1 protein-coding gene is annotated in these 523 nt (G+C 68.3%); it reads right to left on the reverse strand.

Annotation, left to right across the window (positions count from 1 at the left end; genetic code table 11):
* Positions 1-54: 54 nt before the first annotated feature.
* Positions 55-523, reverse strand: a 469-nt coding sequence (locus tag SB4_RS18050; protein ID WP_153006330.1) for an Hsp70 family protein, incomplete at its 5' end; no start/stop codon positions are given.

The raw sequence follows: 523 nt of genomic DNA on the forward strand, positions 1-523 counted from the left end.
CTTGCCCCTCCCCAACCCCTTCCCCTGACGGGAGAGGGGCTTTTCCTTAGGGCTTTACACCGCCCATGCCCCGATATCCGGCTGCTCACCGATCAGCGCCAGGCCATGCGCGATCGAGGTGAGTTCACCCCCGGTCGCGATCTTCTCACCCCCGAAGCGGTCCTCGAACATCCGCCGGATCGCCGGCATCAACGAGGTGCCGCCGGTCAGGAACACCCGGTCGATCGCTGCCGCCTCGGTCGCCGCGGCGGTCAGCGCGCGGTCGACCGCCTGTTCGATCCGGGCGAGTTCGGGCGCGATCCACGCCTCGAAGTCCGTGCGGGACACATCCGCCTCGATAGACAGGCCGCCGCCCTCGAAGCGGAACCGCGCTTCCTCGGCCGAAGACAGGTCGCGCTTCACTCGACCGACAGCGTCGTAGAGCCGATATCCCTGCTCCTCCTCGATGATCGCGATCATCCGCCCGATCGCATCCGGGTCGAGCGCGGCGCGGCGCAGCTTCTCCAGCTCGGCCAGCGTCTTG

The organism is Sphingomonas sanguinis, assembly GCF_001476905.1.
Taxonomy (GTDB): Bacteria; Pseudomonadota; Alphaproteobacteria; order Sphingomonadales; family Sphingomonadaceae; genus Sphingomonas; species Sphingomonas sanguinis_B.